Annotated in this window: 18 protein-coding genes; 5 read left to right on the top strand and 13 right to left on the bottom strand. The window is 48.6% G+C overall.

What is annotated here, in order from left to right; translation table 11 throughout:
• Positions 1 to 37: 37 nt before the first annotated feature.
• Positions 38 to 2,098, bottom strand: coding sequence for a M23 family metallopeptidase (locus ACYVJM_RS18140; protein WP_461149647.1), 2,061 nt, complete (start codon positions 2,096 to 2,098; stop codon positions 38 to 40).
• Positions 2,099 to 2,164: 66 nt separating this feature from the next.
• Positions 2,165 to 2,776 carry a fumarylacetoacetate hydrolase family protein gene (locus tag ACYVJM_RS18135; protein ID WP_461149646.1) on the bottom strand — a complete coding sequence of 204 codons (612 nt, stop codon included), beginning with the start codon at positions 2,774 to 2,776 and terminating at the stop codon, positions 2,165 to 2,167.
• Positions 2,777 to 3,005: 229 nt separating this feature from the next.
• On the opposite strand from ACYVJM_RS18135, the gene ACYVJM_RS18130 reads away from it, so the two are divergent.
• Positions 3,006 to 3,839: a M48 family metallopeptidase gene (locus ACYVJM_RS18130; RefSeq protein ID WP_461149645.1), complete on the top strand. Its 834-nt coding sequence runs from the start codon at positions 3,006 to 3,008 to the stop codon at positions 3,837 to 3,839.
• Between the two features lie 130 nt (positions 3,840 to 3,969).
• Here the strand turns inward: ACYVJM_RS18130 and sucC are convergent, their stop codons facing one another.
• Positions 3,970 to 5,187 (bottom strand): ADP-forming succinate--CoA ligase subunit beta, encoded by a 1,218-nt coding sequence (gene sucC, locus ACYVJM_RS18125; protein ID WP_297378697.1) that lies wholly within the window; start codon positions 5,185 to 5,187, stop codon positions 3,970 to 3,972.
• A gap of 140 nt (positions 5,188 to 5,327) precedes the next feature.
• On the opposite strand from sucC, the gene ACYVJM_RS18120 reads away from it, so the two are divergent.
• The gene (locus tag ACYVJM_RS18120) at positions 5,328 to 5,990 is read left to right on the top strand and encodes an ABC transporter ATP-binding protein (protein ID WP_461149644.1); all 663 of its coding nucleotides are present in this window, start codon (positions 5,328 to 5,330) and stop codon (positions 5,988 to 5,990) included.
• Positions 5,991 to 6,281: 291 nt separating this feature from the next.
• Here ACYVJM_RS18120 and ACYVJM_RS18115 read toward each other — a convergent pair whose 3' ends face one another.
• The 3 genes from ACYVJM_RS18115 to ACYVJM_RS18105 form a co-directional block, all read right to left on the bottom strand.
• Positions 6,282 to 6,710, bottom strand: a complete 429-nt coding sequence (locus ACYVJM_RS18115) for a DoxX family protein (protein WP_461149643.1) — start codon at positions 6,708 to 6,710, stop codon at positions 6,282 to 6,284.
• Positions 6,711 to 6,888: 178 nt separating this feature from the next.
• Positions 6,889 to 8,526: a chaperonin GroEL gene (gene groL / locus ACYVJM_RS18110; RefSeq protein ID WP_461149642.1), complete on the bottom strand. Its 1,638-nt coding sequence runs from the start codon at positions 8,524 to 8,526 to the stop codon at positions 6,889 to 6,891.
• A 104-nt stretch (positions 8,527 to 8,630) separates the two neighbouring features.
• Complete coding sequence (locus tag ACYVJM_RS18105; RefSeq protein ID WP_012925587.1) at positions 8,631 to 8,927, bottom strand: co-chaperone GroES; 297 nt, start codon at positions 8,925 to 8,927, stop codon at positions 8,631 to 8,633.
• 249 nt (positions 8,928 to 9,176) lie between these two features.
• Between ACYVJM_RS18105 and ACYVJM_RS18100 the strand changes: the two genes are divergently transcribed.
• Positions 9,177 to 9,884 (top strand): hypothetical protein, encoded by a 708-nt coding sequence (locus tag ACYVJM_RS18100; protein WP_461149641.1) that lies wholly within the window; start codon positions 9,177 to 9,179, stop codon positions 9,882 to 9,884.
• Between the two features lie 76 nt (positions 9,885 to 9,960).
• Here ACYVJM_RS18100 and secG read toward each other — a convergent pair whose 3' ends face one another.
• The 6 genes from secG to tamL form a co-directional block, all read right to left on the bottom strand.
• Positions 9,961 to 10,365, bottom strand: coding sequence for a preprotein translocase subunit SecG (gene secG, locus ACYVJM_RS18095; RefSeq protein ID WP_461149640.1), 405 nt, complete (start codon positions 10,363 to 10,365; stop codon positions 9,961 to 9,963).
• A gap of 74 nt (positions 10,366 to 10,439) precedes the next feature.
• Positions 10,440 to 11,024 carry a hypothetical protein gene (locus ACYVJM_RS18090; RefSeq protein WP_461149639.1) on the bottom strand — a complete coding sequence of 195 codons (585 nt, stop codon included), beginning with the start codon at positions 11,022 to 11,024 and terminating at the stop codon, positions 10,440 to 10,442.
• Between the two features lie 388 nt (positions 11,025 to 11,412).
• A complete protein-coding gene (gene lptE / locus ACYVJM_RS18085) occupies positions 11,413 to 11,961 on the bottom strand; it encodes an LPS assembly lipoprotein LptE (RefSeq protein ID WP_461149638.1) in 549 nt (182 codons plus the stop codon).
• Positions 11,962 to 11,968: 7 nt separating this feature from the next.
• Positions 11,969 to 13,351, bottom strand: coding sequence for a sigma-54 interaction domain-containing protein (locus ACYVJM_RS18080; RefSeq protein ID WP_461149637.1), 1,383 nt, complete (start codon positions 13,349 to 13,351; stop codon positions 11,969 to 11,971).
• A 131-nt stretch (positions 13,352 to 13,482) separates the two neighbouring features.
• Positions 13,483 to 15,000: a MiaB/RimO family radical SAM methylthiotransferase gene (locus ACYVJM_RS18075; RefSeq protein ID WP_461149636.1), complete on the bottom strand. Its 1,518-nt coding sequence runs from the start codon at positions 14,998 to 15,000 to the stop codon at positions 13,483 to 13,485.
• 228 nt (positions 15,001 to 15,228) lie between these two features.
• Positions 15,229 to 17,886: a translocation and assembly module lipoprotein TamL gene (gene tamL / locus ACYVJM_RS18070; protein ID WP_461149635.1), complete on the bottom strand. Its 2,658-nt coding sequence runs from the start codon at positions 17,884 to 17,886 to the stop codon at positions 15,229 to 15,231.
• On the opposite strand from tamL, the gene ACYVJM_RS18065 reads away from it, so the two are divergent.
• Together ACYVJM_RS18065 and ACYVJM_RS18060 are read left to right on the top strand one after the other, a co-directional pair.
• Entirely contained in the window at positions 17,885 to 18,634 is a 750-nt protein-coding gene (locus ACYVJM_RS18065) for a TrmH family RNA methyltransferase (RefSeq protein ID WP_461149634.1), read from the top strand. The two genes, tamL and ACYVJM_RS18065, sit on opposite strands and share 2 nt — an antisense overlap.
• A 31-nt stretch (positions 18,635 to 18,665) precedes the next feature.
• Positions 18,666 to 20,546: a cytochrome-c peroxidase gene (locus ACYVJM_RS18060; RefSeq protein ID WP_461149633.1), complete on the top strand. Its 1,881-nt coding sequence runs from the start codon at positions 18,666 to 18,668 to the stop codon at positions 20,544 to 20,546.
• Between the two features lie 4 nt (positions 20,547 to 20,550).
• Here the strand turns inward: ACYVJM_RS18060 and ACYVJM_RS18055 are convergent, their stop codons facing one another.
• Positions 20,551 to 21,339 carry a queuosine precursor transporter gene (locus tag ACYVJM_RS18055; protein WP_461149632.1) on the bottom strand — a complete coding sequence of 263 codons (789 nt, stop codon included), beginning with the start codon at positions 21,337 to 21,339 and terminating at the stop codon, positions 20,551 to 20,553.
• Positions 21,340 to 21,370: the final 31 nt, after the last annotated feature.

The following is a 21,370-nucleotide window of genomic DNA, read 5'->3' as shown; positions in this document are numbered from 1 at the left end:
TTAAAACCGCTCAGGCGGCCCTGCTTAAGTGTACTGTTTATCGTTTCTTACGCCCTTTTTTCGGAGCCGCTTTTTTGCGAACTACAGGCCGCGGAACCGCAATCGTTGTGCTATCGGAGCCGATGTTGCCGGAGCGATCTTTTACCTGGACCAATACCTCGGCACCGTCCTCAAACGGTTCATCAGGGTCCAGTTTGTCCGACCACAGTAACGCACGTTTGTAATCGTATTGCATTAACACCCATTCTCCATTAACCAACGCTCTAAATTCCGCCACCCCTGACAGATCATCTCTGATTTTGGCCGTAATGCCCTTCGGTGTTGCCGATAGAATTTCGACCGTTGGGGGAGTCGCATCGGTCATCAGCTGAAACCGCCCCAGTGTACGGGTTTTAAATTCAATCCTGCCTTTTGTCCAGGTTCCTCCCAGAAAGCTTTCCCGACCATCACTCACCCAGTAGGCTTTGGTACGCATGGTATCAATGGCAATCGGGTAATTGGGTACGTATTGAACCGTCAGGTATTCATTGAGTGGAATTGTAGACTGGTTAATTTCTATACCCCCCCATGGCAATTGACGTATGGCCAGGTGTAAAGTATCGAATAATGTATTTGACTTAAACTCAAGTCGGGTGTTCCCATCGGTTATCACCTCCGAACGACCCGGTATAATACGTCTTCTGAAATTTGTTCGAATCACACCTCTGCCAAACTGAACGGAGTCAGGCAGATTATAGCGCAAATCTATAAGATAAACGGCTTGGTTGTTGCGAACATAACTAACTGGCTGCTCCGTTACGGTACGACCTGTAATAAGTTTAGCTACCGGTGCACTAGAGAGGGTAGTGTTTTTCAGCGTTATTTTAAGTACGTTTTCATCGGTTGTAACGGTAGCGGCTGTTTCTCCTCCTGTTGATTCTGACGAGTAACTCGCCGGTTGAACAGCGATAGAGTCCAGTCTGGGAGGGTTTGGCGGCACTTCAGGTAGTAGGGTAAACGTCAGTTTTGCCGAGTGGTCGTACGCGTCGTATAGAATTAGGGTTACTTCATGAGGTTGCCCATCCAGTAAAGGCAATCGTCCCCGGTAGGCTGCGTTGCTTTGCAGTTTGTACAGGTTCAGACTGTTGCCGTCGGCAATATACCCCCGGTGGTATCGTTGCCCGGTGGTTTGTTCTACTTCGTAGTTTTCGTGGATGTTCATGAACCGCGTTTGCTCATTCGGGAAACTGTTCATGTTATACGCAAACACTTCGCGTCCATCGAGCCGTATTTCCAGGCAACTAATGCCATTACGATAGGGAGAACCACTGGTTTTATCGTAAGCCAGCACTTCCATACCGATCAATCCGGAGGCTGTTATCGGCTTGGAAATGGTGTAGGAACCGTCAGACAGGCGGGTAGGAACGAAACTAACCCGTTGATATTCGCCGTTTATGCGCGAACTGGCCGTCATGGTTTTCAGCGCTACCCGCTCAAAATACGGTGGTACATTGTCCTGAATCTCAGAAAAATCGTATAGAAGGGGATTAATAAGATTATCCCTGGCGTCGCGAATCTCGAAGTGAAGGTGTGGCCCGCCCGAGCCACCTGTATTGCCCGACGCGGCAATGACATCTCCCTTTTTAACCGGAAACTGGCCGGGTTGAAACCGCAGGTCTATTTCGAAGGTTTTTTTCTGGTATTGCTGTTCCCGAAGGTAGCTGCCCAGTGTATCTTTTAGGGTTTTTAGATGTCCATAAACAGTGGTTAAGCCATTGGGATGTTTGATGAAAACGACGTTTCCGTAGCCACCCGTAAAAACGGCAATGCGCGATACGTACCCATCGGCGGCTGCATGGACATCCAGGCCCTCCCGCCCGCCGGTGCGTATATCCAGGCCGGCATGGAAGTGGTTGGGGCGTAAGTCTCCCATGCCGCCCGATAAAGAATTAGCACCACCCGGCTGAATAGGGAAAAGAAAATAACCAGCCTCAATCGTACCCGGTTGAAGGTAGCCTGTCTGATTTACTGGCGTTGGTTTCGGGCTTGTCTGTCCAAGGCTTATACCGGAACATAACAGGCTGGCTATAGCCAACGGATAAATTAATAATTGTTTCAAAAGCTAGATAATTGAAAATGTAGGTGCTATGTCAGGCCTGTTTGCAAGATGACCGCTTCATAACACTCATTTTACGTCAAATGTCAGCATTGGCTTGTCTTCGATAAAAGCTGTCAACTGGTCGCCAACCTTTACGGGGCCAACACCTTTGGGTGTTCCGGTAAATAATATATCGCCCTGTTGTAACAGGAAGTACCTGGATACGAAGGAAATAAGGTAATCGATGTTGAACAGCATCAGGCTGGTATTGCCCTGCTGCCGGGTCTCTCCGTTGACATCCAGACGAAAGTTCAGGTTCTGTAAGTTTGGAAAATCAGTTTTAGGGACAAAGCCGGAAATAGGAGCGGAACCATTGAAACCCTTTGCTAGCTCCCAGGGCAGGCCTTTCGCCTTCAGCTTACTTTGTAGATCTCGAGCCGTAAAATCTACCCCAATACCAATTTCGTCGTAATATTTATGGGCAAACTTCTGGTCTATATTCTTACCTACCCGATTGATTTTCACCAGTATTTCAACTTCGTAGTGAACATCATTGGAAAAGTCCGGATAAAAGAAGGGCTCGTGTTTTAAGGGAATAGCCGTTTCAGGCTTCATGAAAATGACGGGATCTTCGGGCTGTTCGTTGTTGAGTTCCTTGATGTGTTCAGCGTAATTACGGCCAACGCAAATAATTTTCATAGAAGTAAGGCGGGCGGCAACCCGAATTTGTGATCAACTTATGACCATCCAAGGTGCGGATCGTCTATACTATAATGGTGGATTAATCTACCTCCATTAAACTTATATAAATGCCACAAATCTAAGGACTAAAGAGGGGTAATCGCACGGGTTACGAAAATTTTGAACAATTCAGGTACTTTGATCGTCATATAACGTCAGAATACTCTACCAAACAATACACAAACAAATGAGAAAAATCATAATTGTCATGTTGTCACTCGCTTTTGCAGTAACAGCCTGCGAGAAAGTGCCCTTAACAGGACGAAAGCAACTGATTCTAGTACCTAATAATGATATGCTTTCTATGAGTTTTACTCAGTACAAAGCATTTTTAGACACGAGTCGGGTTGTGCCGACGTCTAGCGGAGATGCAGAAATGGTCAATCGGGTTGGCAATCGAATTCGTCAGGCCGTTGAAAGCTATATGAACAGTAATGGGTATGCCAAACGGCTCGAAGGTTTTCAGTGGGAGTACCACCTGGTGCAGAGTAACCAGGTCAATGCCTGGTGTATGCCCGGCGGTAAAATTGTTGTTTACTCCGGTATTTTACCATATACCAAAAACGAAGCCGGCTTGGCGACAGTGTTGGGCCATGAAGTGTCGCACGCTATTGCCGAACATGGTAACGAACGCATGAGCGAGGGGCTGGTGGCTAATGGCCTTTTACAGGCTGGTCAGGTCGCAACCGGTATCGGTACGTCTGGAAAGAGTGCGCAAACGCAGGCTATTTTTCAACAGGCGTTTGGTGTCGTCGGGCCGTTGGCTTACCAATATGGCGTCGGTTTGCCCCACAGCCGCAAACAGGAATCGGAAGCCGACCATCTGGGGCTGATATTTATGTCGATGGCGGGTTATGATCCGAACGAAGCCATCACCTTCTGGACACGTATGGCCCAGGCAGGCGGTGGTAAAGCACCGGCGGAATTTTTATCAGATCACCCATCGGATGAACGACGGATTGCTGATTTGAAGAAGTTACTGCCGGATGCACAGAAGTACTATGCCAGTGCCCGTCGGTAGAATCGGCTGAGAAGATATAGAAAAAGCCGAAGCGTGAGCTTCGGCTTTTTCTATTAAGTACCCCATAGCATCTTACTGTCGAAGTAACGAGTACAACTTTTAAGACCGATGGCAAGATGCTGTCGGGTATTTACAATGCTTCAACAACCTGGCGTACTTTCTCAGCCGCTTCTTTCAGCAATACGGCCGACTGTACTTTCAGTCCTGATTCATCAATGATTCTGGCACCTTCTTCAGCGTTTGTACCTTGCAGACGAACGATAATCGGAACCGGAATATCACCAATCGCTTTGTAGGCTTCGACAACACCCGTAGCCACCCGGTCGCAGCGAACGATACCTCCGAAGATATTGATCAGAATCGCTTTAACGTTCGGGTCTTTCAGGATGATTCGGAAACCGGCTTCAACGGTCTTGGCGTTTGCGCCACCCCCAACATCGAGGAAGTTGGCGGGTTCACCTCCAGACAATTTGATGATGTCCATCGTAGCCATCGCCAGACCAGCGCCGTTAACCATGCAACCCACATTACCGTCGAGTTTTACATAGTTCAGGTCGTTTGCCGAGGCTTCTACTTCGAGGGGATCTTCTTCGGCCAGATCGCGCATGGCTTTCAGATCGAGGTGACGGTAAAGAGCGTTATCGTCAAGGTTCACTTTTGCATCAACAGCCAGAATTTTGTTGTCTGACGTTTTCAGCACGGGGTTAATCTCAAACATCGACGCATCGGTATCGACATAAGCTTTATAAAGAGCGGTCACAAATTTAACCATCTCCTTAAATGCTTCGCCTTCCAGACCAAGCCCGAAAGCGACCTTGCGAGCCTGAAATGGTTGTAGACCAACGGCCGGATCAATCCATTCTTTGACAATCTTCTCGGGCGAATGTTCCGCCACTTCTTCAATGTCCATACCGCCTTCGGTACTAGCCATGATGACGTTGCAGGCTTTCGTACGGTCGAGCAGGATACCGATGTACATTTCTTTCGGTTCTGAAGGGCCTGGATAATAGACATCTTCGGCGATCAGAACTTTGTTTACCCGCTTCCCTTCCGGACCCGTCTGGTGGGTAACCAGTATATTGCCGATGAGGTTTTTCGTTATGTCGCGAACGGCATCGACCGATTTGGCTAACGCCACACCACGCTGTTCTGAACCAACGATTTGACCTTTTCCGCGCCCACCAGCGTGAATTTGAGATTTAACCACAACAAACTTCTGGCCAGACTGGGCAATCAGAAGTTTAGCGGCTTCAACGGCTTTCTCGGGCGACTCAGCAACGATACCCTCTTGAATGCGGACACCGTACTTTTTGAGAATTTCTTTGCCCTGATACTCGTGTATATTCATGACAACTGCAACAAGGAGGATTGGAAATCGTATTTTTGTGCGGCAAGTTAACATGAAATGAAGAATGAAGAGTGAATAGTGAAGAATAATTACCTTTCACCGCTCATTCTGCACCCTTCATTTTACATTCTTCATTCTTGATGAATCCCCTTCTTCAAACGACTGATATACGCCGGAACTACGGTGATCTCCCTGTTCTTAAAGGCATCAATTTAACCATCGAACCCGGTGAAGTAGTTTCCATTGTGGGGGCATCCGGAGCGGGAAAAACGACTTTACTGCAAATTCTCGGCACGCTCGATCGGCCCGATTCCGGTACACTACACATTGCCGGACAAAATGTGTTCACGCTGAACGACCGGCAACTGGCTCAATTTAGAAATGAGCGAATTGGCTTTGTTTTCCAATTCAATAATCTTCTCCCAGAATTCACGGCATTGGAAAATGTATGCCTGCCAGGGTTCATTGCCGGTAAAGACGAACAGGCTGTTCGGGAGCGGGCTAAAGCATTGCTGACAACACTTGGGTTGGGACACCGTCTGACAAATTTGCCATCGCAATTATCGGGAGGAGAACAGCAACGGGCTGCGGTAGCGCGTGCGCTGATCAACGAACCGGCTATTGTCTTTGCCGATGAACCGAGTGGTAACCTCGATTCGCGTAATGCCGAAGAGCTGCATCAACTGTTTTTTCGCCTACGGGATGAACTCGGCCAAACGTTCATAATTGTAACGCATAATGAAGCCTTGGCGGCCCTCGCCGACCGGACCGTGACGATTCGGGATGGACTTTTATTTACATGATTAGTAAAAGGCAGATGTAGCGATTTGAGTATATGTACTTATGCTGCTTTATATGACTAAGTATTTATTCGCCTGTAAGGGATTGATTTTCAGCACGTTTATTTTTAAGGTAAAAAATATTTAAGAAAAAGAATCAATTTTCGAGGATTTTGTTTTATTATTGTGTCGAAAAGAAAAGTTTTTCATAACGTTGAGTAAATCAGAAAGCCAAGAGAGTGTCTCGCTTGGCTTTTTTGTTTGCCTATAGTTGTAAAAAAAAACCTCAATTTCAGGCTTTAGCTCGTATAGCACTTAGCCTTTTCGCTGCTGATGTAAAGGATTGATAAGGGCATCTACACTCCATTTGCCCGCTCCTGTAAAAAAGAAAACCAAGGCTAGCAGCACGAATAAAAACGGATGCTGATCTTCATACCAGAACCGGCCGTGACCAATAAAGAAGGTGATGTAAAGCATCGTGCCAGCCACGATTAGACAGGCTAGACGGGTTAGCAAACCCATGGTGAGCAGCACACCCGCCACAAACTCAGACCCTTTTCCAAGATAGACCATAACTAAAGGGTAAGAAGACTCTTTAAAATCATCCCACGCTGCATACTCCCGCATCTTGGCTGTATCAAATACCTCCCATCCGTGATATACCAGAAACAAGCCGACTATAACTCTTACAAGAGCAAGGCCAGAATCTGGTAAAATAGCTTCTGTTGAAAAGAATCTCTTCATAAACCCTGTGCTGTTCCTTTATAGACTAAACAATCCGACTGTTGTTCACTACTAAAACTACACATGCGCAAACACAGTTCTGCTTATATTATCCTTACATAAAAAAGGCCCCTAATCGTGAGATCAGAGGCCTTTTGCAAATTAGGGAAATTCAGCTGGGTCGCTGTAGCGGTTTAGACTACATCATGCCGCCCATGCCACCGCCTGGGTGACCATGGCCACCACCGGCTGGAGCTTCTTCCGGCTCGTCAGCAATCACACACTCGGTTGTCAATAACAGACCGGCGATAGACGCTGCGTTCTCCAGTGCCAGACGGGTTACTTTCTTCGGATCGATTACACCAGCTGTGAACAGATCTTCAAACGTGTCGTTCTTGGCGTTGTAACCAAAGCCGCCCTGACCGTCTTTCACTTTGTTTACGATAACTGAACCTTCGCCACCAGCGTTGGCTACGATCGTACGCAGAGGTGATTCGAGGGCGACACGGATAATGTTAACACCGGTTTTCTCATCTTCGTTGATCGTCGTGATACTATCCAGAGCAGAGATAGCACGGATCAGCGCAATACCACCACCGGTTACGATACCTTCTTCAACGGCGGCACGGGTTGCGTGCAGCGCGTCGTCAACGCGATCTTTCTTTTCTTTCATTTCTACTTCGGTAGCAGCACCGATGTAGAGGATAGCCACACCACCCGACAGTTTGGCCAGACGCTCCTGCAATTTCTCGCGGTCGTAGTCCGATGTCGTGTTTTCAATCTGAGCTTTGATCTGATTGACGCGGCCCGAGATATTTTCTTTCTCACCAACACCATTGACAATAGTTGTATTGTCTTTGTCGATCAGGATTTTCTCAGCCTGACCCAGGTATTCGATGGAAGCGTTTTCCAGTTTGAAACCGCGCTCTTCGCTGATAACCTGACCACCCGTTAGGATAGCGATGTCTTCCAGCATAGCTTTCCGACGGTCACCAAAGCCAGGAGCTTTAACGGCAGCTACTTTCAGGGCACCCCGGATTTTGTTAACTACCAGCGTAGCCAGTGCTTCACCATCAACATCTTCAGCAATGATCAGCAACGGACGGCCGGTTTGAGCAACCTGCTCCAGAACGGGCAGCAGCTCTTTCATCGACGACACTTTCTTTTCCGAAATCAGGATGAACGGGCGCTCCAGTTCAACTTCCATTTTCTCGGTGTTGGTCACGAAGTAAGGAGACAGGTAACCACGGTCAAACTGCATACCTTCTACGGTTTTAACTTCCGTTTCAGTACCGCGAGCTTCTTCAACCGTAATAACACCTTCTTTGCCTACTTTCTTCATGGCTTCGGCGATCATCGTACCGATTTCTTCGTCGTGGTTAGCCGAGATGGTAGCTACCTGTTCGATTTTACCGAAATCGTCGCCGATGGTTTGTGCCTGCTCAGCCAGGTTTTTAACAACAGCCAGAACGGCCTTGTCAATACCACGCTTCAGGTCCATTGGGTTAGCACCAGCAGCTACGTTTTTCGCGCCAATCGAGTAGATCGCCTGGGCTAACACGGTAGCCGTCGTGGTACCATCACCAGCCGAATCAGCGGTTTTCGATGCAACTTCTTTTACTAACTGAGCACCCATGTTTTCCATGGCGTCCTTCAGTTCAATTTCTTTGGCTACCGTCACACCATCTTTGGTGATAACCGGCGAACCGAATTTTTTATCCAGGATAACGTTCCGGCCTTTTGGTCCGAGAGTTACTTTAACTGCGTCGGCAAGGGTATCGACACCCTTCTTGATACGCTCACGCGCTTCGGTATCAAAAAATATTTTCTTAGCCATTGTTTTGGAGAAATGTAGAATGAAAAATGTAGAATCGATAACGAAAAATGTAAATAATGCTTTTGCATTATTACAAATCAGTCATTGGGCATTATGCCTTCTACTTACAGAATTGCGAAAATGTCTGATTCACGCATGATGAGGTACTCTTTGCCATCGACAGTGATTTCTGTACCGGCATATTTGCCATACAGCACCGTGTCGCCCACTTGAACCGTCAGCGGCTCATCTTTCTTGCCTGCACCAACGGCGACGACCGTACCACGCTGGGGTTTTTCTTTTGCCGTGTCTGGAATAATAATACCAAACGAGGTTTTTTCTTCGGCAGGGGCTGCTTCTACCAGCACCCGGTCGGCCAGCGGTTTCACGTTTACTTTAACGCTTTCCGTTTCTGCTACCATGATAATGAGTTGATTAAGGTTTTAAACTGTTTGTGTTTTTTACTTACACGACGATTCTCGATCGCCAATTACTGTGCCAATGCTGTAAACTGCCAAATTTTCAGGTTTAAGCCTGACATACTGCCATTCTTATCTTTCGCTAAATTTCCTTCGGTCACCTCAGGAATTTGAATGTATAGAATTTGGCAGTTTGCCGCCTGTTTGTTAGTTTAACAAAAGCATACACCTGAGAATGAATTTTTACAGTATATGAAAAAATTACAACCCGACTGGTTTACGCAAAATTGGCTTGATGCCGAATATCAGAAATATGTCGTCTTGGCATACTTACAGGCTGTTCAGCAGAACTTCGTGGAACACAAACTCTGGCCGGATCTACCTGAACTACGCAGCCATTACGACGCTGGCATTCGTTTTTCGAGGGGCAAAGGTACGTTAAATGCTGCGTTCCCCAAACGTGTTAGCCGAGTTACTGGTCCACCGCCCCGAATCGAATATAAATCCGAGGTAACGGATTCTGCGTTGATGGCAGAGATGGATGCCATAATGGATTTTGCCTTGCCCCGTTTTCAGGCCATGCTAACCGAGGGGCAGCAGCGCTGGGCCGATATTGCACAATCCCTGACATTAGCTCCGGTAGGATTACTGCCCCTGCGGCCGGAAGAGGGTTATCTCTTTCTTCATGCCAGCAACCAGGCAGACATGCAGGTTTACTACTACTGTATGACGTTATATTCCGATCAGGAGCCGGGCGGACGGCTGATTCAACTGCGCTTTGTGGAGGCTGTCCGGAAAAGCCTGGTCAATACATTCGAAAATATTAAGCTCGATTTGATACGTCGTCACCGGCACATGCCTAATCCGGCAACGTTTATGCTGGAGAGCAAAAAAATGTACCCTGTACAGGAGACCTTACTACCTATCGCCCGGCAGTTACTGGCCCAGGCTGTAGCCTAGTTCTGGTACGGCCAAACAAAAAGAGCCATATCCTAAAGGATATGGCTCTTTTTGTTTGGCTAGTTTTGGGCAAACGTTACTTCTGTGGCGTTAACGCCGAAGTAGATGCACCTGGCGTAGCAGCACCCGGAGCTGCCTGACTAGGCGCTGCCCCGTTGGCTGCGCTGGGCGCAGGTGTTGGCGCAGCCGCACCCGGTAAGGTCTGCGTTTGTGCGCGATCTACGTTTGCACTGTTAATGCCGGTTGCCTGATTGCGGTCGATCATGATGTACGATGCCAGTGACAGCACCATGACACCAACGCCAAGACCCCATGTAATCTGCTCAAGCAAATCGGTGGTTTTCTTCACGCCCATGAGTTGGTTAGAGCCTAAGCCTCCAAATTCGCCGGCTAGTCCTCCGCCTTTTGAGTTCTGAATAAGTACAATTAGAATCAAAAGAACGGTGAGAATACAAATGATGACAATAGTTGCCGTTACCATGAATTCGGTTGTCACCGGGTCGCCGGTGCGTTAAACAGTTAAGAGTAAATACAAATCAAGTGATAGCAGCTTCTTTATGACTCAGTTGAGTCCTCTGCTGCTCTTTTTAATTCACTGATTTTTGCCGCAAAGTACGCATTTTTTTCTGGAGTTTTCACTATCAGCTTCTTATAGATTTCGATAGCCTTATCAATTTTGCCTTGCTTTTCAAGAATTTTAGCGAAACTTTCGGTAACCAAGCTACCCGAAACGGGTTTATTTCGCTTGGTCAGGTCTTCCTGTTCAAGTACTTCACCCGGCTTGCCGCGTACCGGCGATATACGGGGTTCTTTCTTTATAAAGCTGTCAATCAGATCGAGTTGACGCTGGCGTTCAATGTCAGCTGCAGAAAGAATCGGTTGACTGGGAATTGCTTCTGCAATCTGTTCAAGATCATTTTTCAAATTTGTTTCGACCAGTGTAGGGTCTTCAGGTGTTGGTACTGTAAGAGGAAGTTCATTGTGTTCGCTAGCCGCTGAGCCATCATACTGGCCGGGTAATCGTAGGAGCGCTAACTTAGGAAAGCCATTGCCCAGACCCGCTCTGGATTTGAAGAGCGCATAACTTTCCTGTTGATAATCGTCGGGAATTGGAACATGTTTGGCCGATAGCTCATTCAACTTGGTCAGTAGGTTTTCAGACCATTGAAATTCGTTATCGATTAACTTTCTGAGGGCATTACGACTTAAGGCGTGTGCGGCCGCTAGTCGCACGCAGGAAACAGCCTGACCCCGCTGGTGAATCGACGCGGCTTTAGCGGTTAATGTATGTAAAGTTTGGCAGTATGGATATACGGCCAGACTTTCCTGAAGCTGGGTAAAGTCGATAGGAGCAAGGTCATCGGGATGAGTGACCCAGTACGAAAATGTTTCTTTGTCGAGTGGAAGCACGAATTAAGTTACGATTTACAATTTATATTGGATGAGTTGCTTTTGCAGGCTTTGCCAGGGAACAACCATGCGAAATTACTTCTTTAGCTTGTAAATCGTTCTTACAACTGGTAACTTTTTACCAGTCGGCCGCTGTCTTGTTGAATATGTCCAGTACAATCTGGTCCAAAATTTTCGGTACCAGACGGCTTTCATTTTGGCTCAGTGTTTGCCCCTGCGGGAAGTCCTGATAAAAAGAAAAAGATTGTTCGAAGTTCTTACTTTCATCTTTATTGTTATAAAAACGAGCCAAGACGGTGATTTGTAGTCGGTTAACGCCTGCCTGGTCCTGCGCTGTTGGCGCGACGGCCAGCAGGTCGTACCCCGTGATATTGCCCTCCAATACCATATCGCCGTTGTTTGGGACAACTTTTAGGCTAGTATATCGCTGGTAATATTCTTTCAGTTTTTCATTAAACGTTAGGGGCAAATTTGCTGGTCCGCCCGCCGTGGCCAGCACAAAGTTATTCACCGTAACTGTTTTAATATCGGGTGATAGCGTCGTACCTGTGAACGAATATACTCCGCAGGAGGACAGGAATAATGTACACTGGAAAATGAACAATGTATAAAGCAGAAATGACATCCACCGCTTAGGATTATTCAATATCCATTTTCCATTTTTCATTGAGAAATTATTCTTCATCAATTTCATACTGTTTGATTTTCCGGTATAACGTGCGTTCGGAGATACCGAGTGCCTGAGCGGCATATTTTCGTTTGTTGTTGTTGCGCCGAAGGGCTTTCAGGATCATTTCTTTCTCCTGGCGTTCGAGCGAAAGTGAGTCGTCTTCCTCGGTTTCGTGCGTAACATCTTCCACTTCGGTCAAGTCGTTAATATCGCCGTCAACATCATCGAAAATCTGTACAGGCGGGTGGCTGCCATAGGTTTCGGTGGGCGGTACTACGTTCCTGGGTGGAGAGGTATCCGTTCGCGTTGTTCCATTGACAGCTGGCAGCAGGCGGGTGATGTTGGTATCGGTCAGCGGGCGGTTATCACTATCGGGCGAGATGGAGTCGAACAGGTCTTTATGCGTGTGCAGAATGTGGTCACTATCCTGTTCGTTGCCCATCAGGACATCGCGAACGAGTTTTTTAAGGTCGTTCACATCCCGGCGCATGTCGAACAATACTTTATACAGCAGGTCTCTCTCCGAGAAGTTGTCTGATCCATTGGCTCCGTTTGCCTGCGGAAATAAGGCTAAGGTACGGTTACTCTGCTGCGGCTGAGGCAGGTACTTCGACAGGGTTTCCGCTTCAATGGGTTTGTTCTGTTCCGATTCGAGGATAGAAACCTGTTCGGCAATATTCTTCAACTGACGAATATTGCCGGGGAAGGGATAATTGATCAGCACTTGCTTGGCCCCTTCCGTAAGCTGAAGCGGTTTAATTCGGTATCGCTCGGCGAAATCGGTGGTGAATTTACGGAACAGCAGTTCGATGTCGTTGCCACGCTCACGCAGGGGCGGCACAAAAATAGGCACCGTATTAAGCCGGTAATACAAATCTTCCCGGAACTTGCCCTTTTCAACGGCTTCCATCAAATTGACGTTTGTAGCCGCCACAACCCGCACATCTGTCTTCTGGGTCTTGGATGAACCGACCCGGATAAACTCCCCGTTTTCGAGTACACGCAAGAGCCGGGCCTGGGTACCCAAGGGCATTTCGCCGATTTCGTCGAGAAAAATAGTCCCCCCGTTGGTCGTTTCAAAATAGCCTTTTCGGGAATCTACGGCACCGGTAAAAGAGCCTTTTTCATGGCCAAACAGTTCGGAGTCGATGGTGCCTTCGGGAATAGCACCGCAGTTGATGGCAATGAATTGACCGTGTTTACGGGCGCTCAGACTGTGGATGATCTTCGAAAATGATTCTTTACCACTGCCGCTTTCGCCCGTAATGAGCACGGTGAGGTCGGTTGCCGACACCTGCATGGCTACGTTGATGGCGTAGTTAAGGCCAGACGCATTACCGATTATACCGAAGCGTTGTTTGACGCTTTGAATTTCCTGTTGATTCATAACTGACTCTAATGAATAATGTACAATGAATAAAGAATAACAAAGCGTGTAAACCAGGAAATAGGGGAGTAGCACGACAGCGGGGTGTACTACTCATTATCCCTTCTACATTACTCATTATCAATTACCCATTATTCATTAACAACCTCTCCACGCAGCGTTGCTGAGGTGCATTCAGTAACCAATACGTTGACATACTGGCCTTTCTGGTGGTTGCCTCTTGGAAAAACGACCATCTTATTCTGGTCATTCCGACCGCAAAGAAAATCGTCGGATCGTTTGGACGTTCCTTCGATCAATACCCGCTGTACCTGACCTATGTGCCGCTGGTTGCGTTCGGCCGAGTGAGACAGTTGCCGGGCAATGATTTCGTTCAGGCGACGTTTTTTTACATCTTCCGGAATGTCGTCCGCATATTTTTTTGCTGCCAGTGTCCCCGGTCGTTCAGAGTAGGCAAACATGTAAGCATAGTCGTAATGCACATAATCCATGAGCGACAATGAATCCTGGTGTTCTTCTTCGGTTTCGGTGCAGAAGCCCGAAATCATATCAGTCGAAATGCCACAATCCTCTCCCAGAATTTCCCGAATGCGATCGATTTTGCCAATGTACCAGGGGCGGTCGTAGGTCCGGTTCATCAGTTTTAACACCCGGCTGTTTCCGCTTTGCGCGGGTAAGTGGATGTAATTGCAGATGTTGTCGTAGCGCGCCATAGTATGCAGCACGTCGTCGGTAATATCCTTTGGGTGCGAGGTCGAAAACCGAACCCGAAGATCGGGGTGGATTTGAGCCACCATTTCGAGGAGGTGCGCGAAGGTTGTCGTATTTGGAGCAGGGAGCGAGGAGTCAGGAGTTGCTGACGCGTCAGCAAAAGGGGATGCGTCAGCAACTCCTGACTCCTCGCTCCTAACTTCTAATACTGCATCCTCAGATACCCATTTATACGAGTCCACATTTTGCCCGAGCAGGGTCACTTCGCGATAGCCCTGGTTGAAAAGATCCTGCGCTTCGCGGACAATACTGTATGGGTCCCGGCTGCGTTCACGACCGCGCGTGAACGGCACCACGCAGAAACTGCACATATTATCGCAGCCGCGCATGATGGAAACGAACGCCGTTACACCATTGGAATTCAATCGAATTGGCGAAATGTCGGCATAAGTTTCTTCACGCGATAAAAATACATTTACCGCTTTCTGGCCCGATTCGGCTTCTTCGACCAGCTTTGGAATATCGCGGTAAGCATCCGGACCTGCCACAATGTCGACCACTTTTTCTTCTTCCAGCAGTTTCGTTTTCAGGCGTTCGGCCATGCAGCCGAGCATTCCAACCAGTAGCTCCGGTTTCTGGCGTTTCAGCCCGGTGAGGTGCTTGAGCCGGTGCCGGACTTTCTGTTCGGCATTGTCGCGGATGGCACACGTATTCAGAAAAATGACATCCGCTTCGTCGGCCGACGAGGTGGTGGCATAACCAGCATTCCGCATCACGGCTGCGACGATTTCGCTGTCGGCAAAGTTCATCTGACAACCGTAGCTTTCGATATACAATCGTTTTTTACCAACCGCTAACTCATCTTCCAGTGTGCGTGGTAAGTCGATGTGTTCCTTGTCGTCAGGTTGCAGTATGGTTAATTCGGGTATGAGCGTCATAAATAGCTAGTCAATAGGCGCTGGTCGATAGTCAAAGAACCCTTGATCGTGGCTGATGACTATTGACTAACGACTTTTTTTACAAAATTACGAAGAATGCCCCGATAATGCTGTCATTTTGGCAGGATTTGACAGTTAAAATACGTTAAGGATGGTCATTGATTGTTGATGATTGAATTATCGGTTAATGCCTAAACCATTCACAAATAACGAATCACCTATAAATAATCAAAAGGGATAACCGATACCAAAATTTATAATCAGTGGGTTAGGGCCACTCGAGAGTTTACTGAGTGAAAATTCGCGAAGCAGGAATCGCTTGTCTACCGGCCCTTTATCGCCGTCTATGTATTGGCGGGCCGGGTCCCAGACTTTAATACCCCCATCGAATCGAATGATGAAAAACGAGAAGTCGAAACGCAGGCCCACGCCTGTACCAACGGCAATTTGAGGGATGAATGAATCGAACCTAAATACCCCTCTGCTATTTGCATTGCTATAAGGCAACCGCCATACATTACCGAAATCAATAAAAGCGGCCCCGTTGATATCCGCAAAACCAAGTCGGAACAAGCGGCCCCGTAACTCAGCGGACCCTTCAATCAGCATATCGCCGGGTTTCTCGAAGGTGTACAAAAACTGATCGGTTCCGGCCTTGATGGCGGGTTGGGTGGGGTCCAGTGCCGACGGCTGCGGGTAATCGGCTCCGGGACCCAAACGACGGGGTAGCCAGGCACGCAGGCTGTTGCTGCCGCCCGCAAAAAATAGCTTTTCGTAGGGAGCCGTCCGGTTGGAGCCATAACTGTAGACCAAGCCAGAGTTCAGGCGGAAAGCCAGTGTGGTGTGCGCATTGAGCGGGACGTAATGCCTGAAATCGGCACTGACTCTAAAGTATTTATAGTATTGGAGACCAGAGACGGTGTCTTTTGAGTTGAAAAATTGGCTTAGTTGAGCGTCTTTGAACAAGTTGAGCGTCGTTCCGCCTGACTCAACGACTGCACGAAGGAAGTTTGCCCGCTTGTTCTGGCCAACCGTATTAGTGTTATATGTGTACGCAAAGCTAATGCCTGAAGCGAATGACCGCCTGAAGCTCAGCCCAATTGTATTACCCTGTCTTCCCAGAGAATCCAGTTGAGCCCTGAAAAGAGCCCCCAGTTCTGTATCGAAATTGGCATTGATGAGGTTAACATCCGCAATGAAAAAACTAAACTGCTTAACCGGACTGGGTTGCCAGTTATAGGCCATAGTAGCGCGTAGCAGTGACCGCCGGAAATCAGGACGCAGAGTGTTGTTGTAACTCAAGCTGACCTGCGTGCGGGGGTTGGCACGGCTGAAAACAAACCGTGCCCGTCCCGGAAAGAGAATCTGGGGGAAAGTAACGGAACTTATAATACCCAGCTCCTTTGAATTATATACATCTTTATTGCTGGTAGCGCTGGTCAAGAAGCCCGTTTGTGCTTCAATGCCAAAGCGAACGGTTGTTTCGAAGGTTTCCAGGCCGCCAAACAGATTTCGAACCCGGAAAATCAGGCTGCCGAATCCACCCGGGTAACCACCCTGACCCTGATAGAGTACTGTCACACCGCCTTCCGCAGTCGCTTCGTATTTATCCAGTGGTGTAGCTGTAATGAGGGTGCGTAGCCGTCGGTTGGTGGTGTCGGTAAAGTTGAGGTTAACAAACTTAAATTGATTCAGCAGAAACAACTGCCGTTGGGTATCACGGTAATTAGTTTGATTATACAACTGGCCTGGCCGCAGAAGAACTTTAGAGCTTAAGAGCCGGGTCGAAATATCACGACCACCCAGCAGATAGGTGATGCCATCGCGCCGGATGGTATCCAAAGCCGTGCGGGCAGCGGCTGGTTGTGTTTCGTCCGGGCTGATTCTGACTTCAACATCCCCAATGTGGTAAATTGGGTGCGCCAATTGACCCGGCGGGTTTACAATCTGAAGAACTACATCAACATTACGCCGTAGAGAATCGCCGGGTTCAAGGCCGTTAAAGAAACGACGATCATTACCCCGTCGTACGGTGTCGACGTCCGTAGCCCGGATATACTGCCGGGAAAAAGCGTAATAGCCCTGGTCGCGCAGCAGTGTCTCGATACGTACTTTCTCCCCCGACATGTTGTCGAAATCGAACCGGTCGCCGGTATGAAGCCGGGACTTATCAAACGATTGCCGGACAATGGAGTCCACACGCGGGTCGGCAATTTCGTAAACGATGTTGCGAAGGTAAAAGGCCGCATTTTCGTTTATGAGGTAGTTGACTCTAATCTGGCTACGGCGCAGTGTATCGAGCTCATAGCCCGTTTTTGCATTGAAAAAGCCTTTGTCAGCAAGGTATTTCTGCATCTTGACGGCGTTAGCCTGGGCGTCTTTTTCGGAGAAATAGGAGGGGGGCTCCCCCAGATTACGCATAACCCAATTTCCTTCTTCCGCTTTCTGCCGAAGGCGTTTCAATTGACGGCCATACTGGCGGTTAAGTTTTTTTAGCTCCCTGGGCTGATCGGCTATCAGCTGGCTTTGCTGTTCAAATTCATTAGTTTTGGCCTGTAATTCACGGATGGCTTCTTCGCGGTTGTACCGGCGTGCGCCCCATTGGTACAGCCACAACTGGGTTGTGATCGGCAAGCCAAGTAAGCGTCGATTCGGTTTTTGGGGTACCAGGCTGATCAGGTCCTCATCGGGAATCGCTTTATTGCCCCGCACCATATTCGACGTAAGTATGTATCCATTTTTGCGCAGCTGGCTAGAACTCAGGCAGCCCGACAAGGAAATAACCAGAAGAAGTAGGCCTATTCGCGATGTATGATGTAGGGTATATGATGCATTGCCCGCCAACCAGTCATATACCTTACAGCCTATATCATACATTTTTCTCATGCTTTCTAAAAATCAACTTAAGTATATTCAGTCATTGCACCAGAAAAAGTACCGGCATCAGTACGGCGCTTTTCTGGTTGAAGGCGCCAAGAGCGTTCAGGAAGTGCTACAATCCGATTTCCAGACGGAACTGGTTGTAGCGACTGAAGGATTCTACAAAGAAAACGCACACCTGACAGACCACCAACGAACGCCGGTCGAAATTGCGTCAGTGGCCGATCTGGAACGGGCCGGAACCCTCGAAAGCAACAATGCCGCGCTCGCTGTGGTCAGAACGAAAGAAAACCGTCCGCTATTGGCTGGTATCAATGAGATTGCCCTGATTTTGGATGATATTCGTGACCCCGGTAACCTCGGCACCATTCTGCGCATTGCCGACTGGTACGGCGTGCGCAAGATTTTATGTTCCGAAACCACAGCCGATGTGTATAATCCCAAAGTTATTTCGGCTAGTAAAGGCTCCTTCACCCGAGTCAACTGGTGGTACGGCGACATTACTCAGGTGCTGGCACAAGCTACCAGTTCTGTGTACGGCGCCTTTCTGGATGGTGACGATGTGCACTCGCTTGGGTTTAATACTTCGGGCTATCTGGTGATGGGGAATGAGTCGAACGGGATTCGGCCGGAAGTCGGTACGTTTGTCACCCAGCGTGTAACAATCCCGCGCTTTGGCGAAGCCGAATCACTCAATGTTGGTATTGCTACCGCTGTGCTGCTGGATAACTGGCGCAGAGTGCTGAAACCATAGTGCGTTTCAAGCTACTTCCTAATTCGTTTATATGTATCGACGACTTCGTTTGTTTCTTGTTGCGGGGATTCTGGTGGCTTTTCTGCCTAAACAGAACACGCTCAACAGCGACGGCGTAGTGGTTTATCAGCAGTTTTTGGCCGATAATGCCCAATTCCGGCAGCAGGTAGACCAGCTGACTGCCTATGTGGCGAAAAATGCACCAGAGGATTCGCTCAGGGCCGCTTTCAGGCGAAGTCGGTTAGCGTACAAGCGCATGGAGTGGTTGCTGGAATATTACCAGCCGTTTCTGGCAAGCCACGTTAACGGTCCGCCGGTGGTAGAGGTAGAGGGAAATGAGCCGGGGCAGGTGCCAATCCTGCCGTCGGGACTCCAGGTTATCGAACCGTACCTGTTTCCGGATTACAACCCCGCCCGTAAAGCCGAGCTCGCGCATGAACTGACCATTTTATTGGCCTACTCAACCCGTCTCGAACAAGGTATTCCCGAGGGCAAGCTACGTGACGCTGACCTGCTGGCGGCTATTCAGCAACAACTGTTCCGAATTATTACCCTTGGTATTACCGGTTACGATGCTCCGGAAGCAAAAACAGGTATAGCAGAAGCCGCTGTAAGCTTACAGGCATTGCAAAACGCCTTTCGCCCCTATGCCGCCCAACTGCCGACAGAAACAGCGGTTCAACTAGCTAACCGGTGGAACGAGGCCATTCAACTATTGGGAAGTGCCACAAACTTCGAGACGTTTGATCGGGTATCGTTCATCCGGCAACAATTGTATCCACTCTGCCGGGCGTTGAAACAGGCGCATCAAAGTCTGACTATTCCTGCCGGGACACGTAATCGCTTTTTGTCGTCAACTACGGCTACGCTTTCCGATACCGGGGCGTTCCGGCCGGATTACCTGATAAATTTTGGTGAGTTTGTCAGCAGTCCGCAAAAGGTCGCCCTGGGCCGACTTTTATTTTTCGACCCGCTTTTATCCGGGAATAATGCTCGCAGTTGTGCGTCATGCCACCAGCCTGAGCGGGCATTTACGGATGGCCGAGCCGGAAGCCGTTCATTCAAAGGTCGAAAACAAGTGCTTCGGAATGCCCCGACGCTCATCAATGCCGGTCTGCAAAATGCGCAGTTTTACGATTCCCGTGTGCTGTACCTCGAAGATCAGGCACACGATGTGTTGAGCAATGCGCACGAAATGCGAACATCGCCCGAGGAGGTAGTTGCCAAGCTTTCATCAAGTGCCGGGTATCGGAAGATGTTTGCTGACGCTTTCCCGAACGGGTTAACGGCGCCGGCAGTCCGAAATTCGCTGGCCGCTTACATACGCAGCCTTACCGCGTTAAATGCCCGCCCGGACCGCTACCTGCGTGGTGATTCGGTGGCGTTGTCTGCGGAAGAATCATTGGGATTCAATCTTTTTCTGGGGAAAGCCCGGTGCGCGACCTGCCACTTCTTCCCCATTTTTAACGGTTTCGTGCCGCCACATTACGAGAAAACGGAAAGTGAAATTATTGGTGCTCCCCGTTCGCCTAAAATCCGTAACGCCCGGCTCGATACAGATGTCGGGAAGTTTGGTACGTATCAGAAAGATATTCACCGCTTCGCCTTCAAAACGCCAACCGTCCGTAATGTGGCCTTAACAGCACCGTACATGCACAATGGAGTTTACAAAACGCTGGAGCAGGTCGTTGATTTTTATAGCCGGGGTGGGGGCAGAGGAATTGGTATCCCGCTCGACGGGCAGACATTGCCCGACGCACCGCTTAACCTGACCGCTGTGGAGCAAAAAGCCGTTGTTGCTTTTCTGAAGGCATTGACTGATACAACCGGCCTAACGCAACGTCCGGTTCAACTGCCGCTGATGGATCAGGAAACAAAGCTCAACCGGCGAAAGCCCGGTGGTCGGTATTAACAAACTACATAAACGAACTCATGGCCGATTCGTTCGCCAGTTCCTCCGCGTGTTCTTTACCCAAATATTTGTCGATAAAATAATGGGCTACATACAGCAAGGGCGTCAGGATAACGGCCGTTGTCGCTTTGTATATGTAGTTGATAATGCCCACCGCCAGAACCTGGGTAAGCGACCAGTTTCCGAATATGTAAAATGCAATGCCAAGCACGACGAATGAATCGACCAGTTGCGAAACGAGCGTTGAACCGGTAGCGCGGAGCCAGATTTGTCGGCTGCCCGTAATCTTGCGGAGCGAATGGAACACATATACATCCAGAATTTGCCCGATCAGAAAAGCCGTAAGCGACCCGATAATGATTCCGAGTCCCTGCCGGAAAATCATCTGGAAGGCATTGTTGATGTTGATGGCATTTCCCGCGCTGTCTTTCGCATTCACATCGAGCCAAAACTGGGCTGGTGGCAGTGTTGTAACGGCGTAAATAATTAAAAAGCTGTAGGCAACGAAACCCGCTGTGAGAAATGAAATCCGGCGAACGCCCGCTTTTCCATAATACTCATTAATAATATCGGAAGTGATGAACACAAACGGCCAAATGACAGCCCCGGCAGTGAGGTTAAAATCAAGGATAAAATCGCCGAAAAGGTGAATTTGGGCAGGCTTGGTACCAACTAGAGTTTCGGCCGAAAAAATTTTGACGCCGATGATCTCGGCAATGAGTGCATTCGTCAGAAATACCGCACTTAAAAAGATGTAAAGATTTGTACGTTTATTGGTAAAGGACGCAGCCATAGAGATGTACGAGTTAGGAAGTACGATTTAC

It is taken from the genome of Spirosoma pulveris (assembly GCF_054781875.1).
Note: the sequence above shows the minus strand (reverse complement) of the source record. Positions and strands in the feature narration are given on the sequence as shown.

Excerpts from the sequence above, each read along its gene's own strand:
- ACYVJM_RS18130 (WP_461149645.1), top strand. The coding sequence starts at position 3,006 with ATGAGAAAAATCATAATTGTCATGTTGTCACTCGCTTTTGCAGTAACA.
- ACYVJM_RS18105 (WP_012925587.1), bottom strand. The coding sequence starts at position 8,927 with ATGGTAGCAGAAACGGAAAGCGTTAAAGTAAACGTGAAACCGCTGGCC.
- ACYVJM_RS18135 (WP_461149646.1), bottom strand. The coding sequence starts at position 2,776 with ATGAAAATTATTTGCGTTGGCCGTAATTACGCTGAACACATCAAGGAA.
- ACYVJM_RS18065 (WP_461149634.1), top strand. The coding sequence starts at position 17,885 with ATGCTTTCTAAAAATCAACTTAAGTATATTCAGTCATTGCACCAGAAA.
- ACYVJM_RS18120 (WP_461149644.1), top strand. The coding sequence starts at position 5,328 with ATGAATCCCCTTCTTCAAACGACTGATATACGCCGGAACTACGGTGAT.
- sucC (WP_297378697.1), bottom strand. The coding sequence starts at position 5,187 with ATGAATATACACGAGTATCAGGGCAAAGAAATTCTCAAAAAGTACGGT.
- groL (WP_461149642.1), bottom strand. The coding sequence starts at position 8,526 with ATGGCTAAGAAAATATTTTTTGATACCGAAGCGCGTGAGCGTATCAAG.
- ACYVJM_RS18115 (WP_461149643.1), bottom strand. The coding sequence starts at position 6,710 with ATGAAGAGATTCTTTTCAACAGAAGCTATTTTACCAGATTCTGGCCTT.
- ACYVJM_RS18060 (WP_461149633.1), top strand. The coding sequence starts at position 18,666 with ATGTATCGACGACTTCGTTTGTTTCTTGTTGCGGGGATTCTGGTGGCT.
- ACYVJM_RS18080 (WP_461149637.1), bottom strand. The coding sequence starts at position 13,351 with ATGAATCAACAGGAAATTCAAAGCGTCAAACAACGCTTCGGTATAATC.
- ACYVJM_RS18055 (WP_461149632.1), bottom strand. The coding sequence starts at position 21,339 with ATGGCTGCGTCCTTTACCAATAAACGTACAAATCTTTACATCTTTTTA.
- ACYVJM_RS18075 (WP_461149636.1), bottom strand. The coding sequence starts at position 15,000 with ATGACGCTCATACCCGAATTAACCATACTGCAACCTGACGACAAGGAA.
- tamL (WP_461149635.1), bottom strand. The coding sequence starts at position 17,886 with ATGAGAAAAATGTATGATATAGGCTGTAAGGTATATGACTGGTTGGCG.
- secG (WP_461149640.1), bottom strand. The coding sequence starts at position 10,365 with ATGGTAACGGCAACTATTGTCATCATTTGTATTCTCACCGTTCTTTTG.
- ACYVJM_RS18100 (WP_461149641.1), top strand. The coding sequence starts at position 9,177 with ATGAAAAAATTACAACCCGACTGGTTTACGCAAAATTGGCTTGATGCC.
- lptE (WP_461149638.1), bottom strand. The coding sequence starts at position 11,961 with ATGAAAAATGGAAAATGGATATTGAATAATCCTAAGCGGTGGATGTCA.